Source organism: Dialister sp. UBA1703 (assembly GCA_002320515.1).
Taxonomy (GTDB): domain Bacteria; phylum Bacillota; class Negativicutes; order Veillonellales; family Dialisteraceae; genus Dialister.
Genome location: DCJJ01000112.1, coordinates 3,204 through 7,076 on the forward strand (window position 1 = coordinate 3,204; position 3,873 = coordinate 7,076).

General features: G+C 52.2%; 2 protein-coding genes. Both read left to right on the plus strand.

The window, feature by feature from the left end:
• The first annotated feature begins 274 nt into the window (after nucleotides 1-274).
• Entirely contained in the window at nucleotides 275-1,609 is a 1,335-nt protein-coding gene (locus B2Y11_RS05315) for a bifunctional folylpolyglutamate synthase/dihydrofolate synthase (RefSeq protein ID WP_291057046.1), read from the plus strand.
• Between the two features lie 926 nt (nucleotides 1,610-2,535).
• Nucleotides 2,536-3,633, plus strand: a complete 1,098-nt coding sequence (gene citC, locus B2Y11_RS05320) for a [citrate (pro-3S)-lyase] ligase (protein ID WP_291057048.1) — start codon at nucleotides 2,536-2,538, stop codon at nucleotides 3,631-3,633.
• Nucleotides 3,634-3,873 lie beyond the last annotated feature (240 nt).

Below are 3,873 nucleotides of genomic sequence, written 5' to 3' on the forward strand. Positions count from 1 at the left end.
GCATTGCATAAAAATTCAAGAATAAAAGCAGACAACGATTTAATCAGCGCTTCCCTAGCGGGGAGGAAAGTTTACAGGCACCGCCGGCGGTGACGGAACGTCAGCTGGCACAGCCTGCGGCAGAGCCGCCATCCTCTTTCCTTCACAAAGGATTCATTAAGCCTTAGAATCTTATGCGCCTGAAGGGTGAAGAACCCACGGCTCAGCCGCAATCATCAAAACCAATCGAAGACTCCCTTTCATCAGGGAGTACTTCTTATGTAAAGGAGAAATTATGAATTACGAAGAATCTGTGGCCTATCTGGAACAGGCAGCATCCTTTGGCATTAAGCCGGGGCTGGAGCGGATCGAGGCCATGTTGAAGAAACTGGGAAATCCGGAAACTGCCTACAAGGTCATCCACGTCACCGGCACCAACGGCAAAGGCAGCGTGGTGGCCATGATTACCAGCGTTCTGGAAAATGCCCAGCTCCGGGTGGGCCGCTACGTGTCGCCCCATCTGGTGGACTATACCGAACGGATTTACCTCTGCGGCCATGATATTTCCAGAGAAGACTTTGCCAAAGCGGCCACCGTGGTCCGGAAGGCGGCGGAAGAAATCATTGCAGACGGCGTAGAAGCGCCTACGGAATTTGAACTTCTGACAGCCATGGCCTTCTGGTATTTCAAAGAACAGAAGGTAGACTATGCGGTTATGGAAGTAGGCATGGGCGGACTCTACGACTCCACCAACGTCATCCTCCCCGTGGTTTCCGTCATTACCAATGTGGCCATGGACCATATGAAGTATCTGGGAGATACCCTCCAGGAAATCGCCCACCAGAAGGCAGGCATCATCAAAGAAGGCATCCCCGTTGTCACCGCCGCCCAGCACGTGGCCCTGAAACAGCTGAAGAAAGAAGCCCATGAAAAGAAATCCCGCATCTATTTCTATGGAAGGGACTTTGAAATCGACTCCAGAAGCCCCTGGAAACATGGACAGGTTGTCACAGTAAAGCGGAAAGACATGCCCAAGGAACTGGAAAAGAGCCTCCTTTTCGTTCCCTTCGTCGGCGCCCATCAGGCCGTCAATGCCGCCGTCGCCACCATGGCCCTTTCCATCATTATGAAACAGGACAACCGGGTCAACGAAAACGACCTTCGCGAAGGCCTGGCCCGCACCCGCTGGCAGGGACGATTTGAAATCCACGACGTCAAAGGCGTCACCTATGTCATGGACGGCGCCCACAACCCCGCCGGCGCCGAAGCCCTCATGGAAGCACTGCAGGAACAGTACCCCGACAAACGCCGCCTCTTCGTATTCACATCCCTGGCTGATAAGGATACAGAAACGGTGATCCAGCTCCTCATCCGCAAAGGGGACAAAGTCTTCGCCTGCAAGGCACCCACCCCCAGGACAAGAAAGCCCGAAGAAATCGAGGCCATGATCAAAGCCCAGAAAATCGACGCAGCCTTCAAGGCAGAACCAACGGTAAAAACCGCCCTGGAAGATGCCACCAATGAAGCAGGAGCAGGGGACATCGTCCTCATCTGCGGCTCCCTCTACATTTTGGGAGACGCCATCCGCTTCATCGAAGAAAAAGAAATGGAAGCAGCAGAAAAGAAATAGTCATCTCAATAAAAGAGGCTGTGAAGAAATGATTGAACATTCTTTCACAGCCCCGGCCGCCTGCGGCGGCCTCCCCCTTCCACCACTACGTGGTCCCCCCACCCCCGAGTACGGGGGTGGGCAAGTTTATGGAGGAAAAAGGAACCGCGTCACTACATCCCTTGCCCACCCCTGTTTCAGGGGTGGGTGGCGAGCGCCTATATACTCTCTTGCGCCCCCCTGCTTGTCATGGGGGAGAGGGCCACGCAGTGGCGAGGGGGGATTGCCAAAGGCATGCTGCCTGCGGCAGCTGATATAAAATATGGGCTGTGAAAAAATGATTTACATTTTTTCACAGCTCCTTTTGATTGGGGCGACTGCATAGCAGGTTTGACGGGGCTTTTGCCCCCCGAAGACAGCGGAAAACCTCTCCAACCGCGCCTCTTACGAAAGGCCGCTATCCTCGGTCGTCCGGCGACACCCCCTTCCAGAGGAAGGGGGCTAACGCTCTCCGTCATGCAGCACCGGTGACAAAAAGGGGATTCCCGTAACGCTGGCTTTATAATCATTGCCGCCGCAGGCGGCAATCCACAACCCTCGGGCTGCAGGCCCGTCAAACCTTAGAACCTTAAGAACCCTCGGGGCCAAAGGCCCCGTCCATCTTCCCCTCTGAACCCTCTGAACCCTTGCGCCCGCAGGGCGCATCCATCTTTAGAACCTTTCCGCGTCCAAAGGGCGCATCATCTCTACACCCGGAGCCGCAAAGCAACTATTATATACATACCTGTTATAGCACCATGCTTTCACAGCATGCAAATATTGAAGATGTTAGGAATGCTGTGTTATAATGAAGTTGCCTTCAAATAGAAGTATTTATTTAAGTAGAAGTATACTTCACAGGTACGAATATACAATGATCTTTGTTCTTTTAAAAAGGAGTCCGGACTATGATTACAGAGCATGAAATCTTTTTGACCGATCCCTCGGAAAAAGCGAAAGTAGTAGAATTTCTGAAAGGTTTCGAGCTGACCTTTACAGGAAATATTGATTATACCATGGGTCTTTATGATGACGGACAGCTTATCGGCACCGGTTCCCTGGGCGGCCGCGTCATGCGGGATATTGCCATCAGCGAGAAGTACCAGAAGAAGGGCCTTACCCGCCGTATTATCCGCAATCTGCAGGGCGAATCCTACCGCCGGGGTGTGACGGGAAACCAGATTTTTACGAAACCGAAGAACGTGCCGGTTTTTGAACATATGGGCTTCAAATGCGTAGCGGTGGCTGAACCCTATGCGGCTCTTCTGGAAAAGGGCACCGATACCCTGGAAGACTACCTGGGCCGTGTACGTTCCATTCTCGGCACCGGCGAAGGCAAGAACCGGGGCGCCATTGTCATGAACTGCAATCCCTTTACTCTTGGCCACAGGAGCCTGGTGGAATATGCCCACAATAACTGCGACGAAGTGATTATTTTCGCAGTGCAGGAAGACCGTTCCATTTTCCCATTTTCCGACCGCTTCTCCCTTATCAAACAGGGGGTACGGGACATGAAGGGGGTCGAAGTCATCAGCGGCGGCGATTTCATTATTTCCAACGCCACATTCCCCACCTATTTCATCAAAGGCACCGATGAACTGGCGGCCCAGACCAAACTGGACGCCACTATCTTCGCCACCCGCATTGCGCCGGCACTGAACATCACCGTCCGCTTCGTAGGGGAGGAGCCCACTGACAAGACCACCCTGGCCTACAACAACGCCATGCGCGAAGTCTTCGCCCAGAACGGCATCGAACTGAAGGAAATCCCCAGAGAACAGAAGGGCAACCAGATTGTCTCCGCCTCCTCCGTCCGCAGAGCCCTGGCAGATGACGACTGGGAAACTGTATACCGCATGGTACCGAAAACAACCCTCATCTACCTCAAGAGCCCCGCTGGTCAGGAAGTGATTCGCAAGATTAAAATGACCGAAGCCTTCAAGAAAATGGAAGCCGAAGAAAAGGCAAAAGAAGAAGCTGCTGTAAAAGTGGCTAAAAAGGAATAAACGCATTTTATAGAAATAATTATAGAAATGAAAAGGAGCTGCGAAGAAATGTCAATCATTTCTTCGCAGCTCCTTTTTATCGTTTCTTTTGCAGGGCTCTGTTATTGATGCAGGGCTTTCCACAGGCTGGTATTTATTGACGGTCTATCCATGACTGTTTTACCGGAATGATTTATTTTGCTCGAGCAGGAAAGAAGAAGGTGAAAAGCAGATGGCAGTTAGGGAAGCACTGATTAATTC